Origin of the sequence: Streptomyces sp. YS-3 (assembly GCF_045257485.1) — a bacterium.
Taxonomy (GTDB): Bacteria; Actinomycetota; Actinomycetes; order Streptomycetales; family Streptomycetaceae; genus Streptomyces.
In genome coordinates this window covers 1-543 of the sequence record NZ_JBJHPC010001217.1, presented here as the reverse complement: position 1 = coordinate 543, position 543 = coordinate 1, and the positions used below count along the sequence as shown (strand labels likewise).

Here is a 543-nt window from a genome sequence, read left to right as displayed (position 1 = left end):
GGGTGCCGCCGGACCCCTCAGGGGCGCGGGGAACTGCGCGAGCAACCCACCACAACCCGCAGACCACCACGCCCGGGGCGAAACCTCGCCCTTCAGGGGCGCGGGGAACGGCGCGACAAGCCCCCACCAACCCGCAGACCACCACAACCGGGCGAAGCCCGACCCCCCAGGGGCGCGGGGAACTGCGCGCTCAGCCCAAGGCGGCCCGCAGCCGAACATCCGGGCCGAACAGGGGCGCGGGGAACTGCGCGAGCAACCCAGGGCGGCCCGCAGCCGAAACCCGGCCTGAACAGGGGCGCGGGGAACTGCGCGAGCAGCCCAGGACCACCCGCAGACGAACCCCGGGCCCGTACCTACCTACCCCTGGGCCAGCGCCCAGAAGTGGTCCACGATTCGGTCCAGGAACTCGCGGCCCGCGTCGCCCGCCGTCGACTCCGTCGTGGAGCCGCTCGTTCCCCAGCTCATCGTCGACACCATCCGGCCCTGGTAGTCCGTGTGCAGCTGCTCCAGGACGTCCTGGAGCAGCTGCACACGGACTACCAG

At 72.7% G+C, this 543-nt stretch carries 1 pseudogene; it reads right to left on the bottom strand.

Features of this window, described 5'->3' with window-relative positions:
- Nucleotides 1-357: 357 nt before the first annotated feature.
- Nucleotides 358-543, bottom strand: a pseudogene (locus tag ACJA3G_RS38380) (hypothetical protein); the annotation flags it as partial.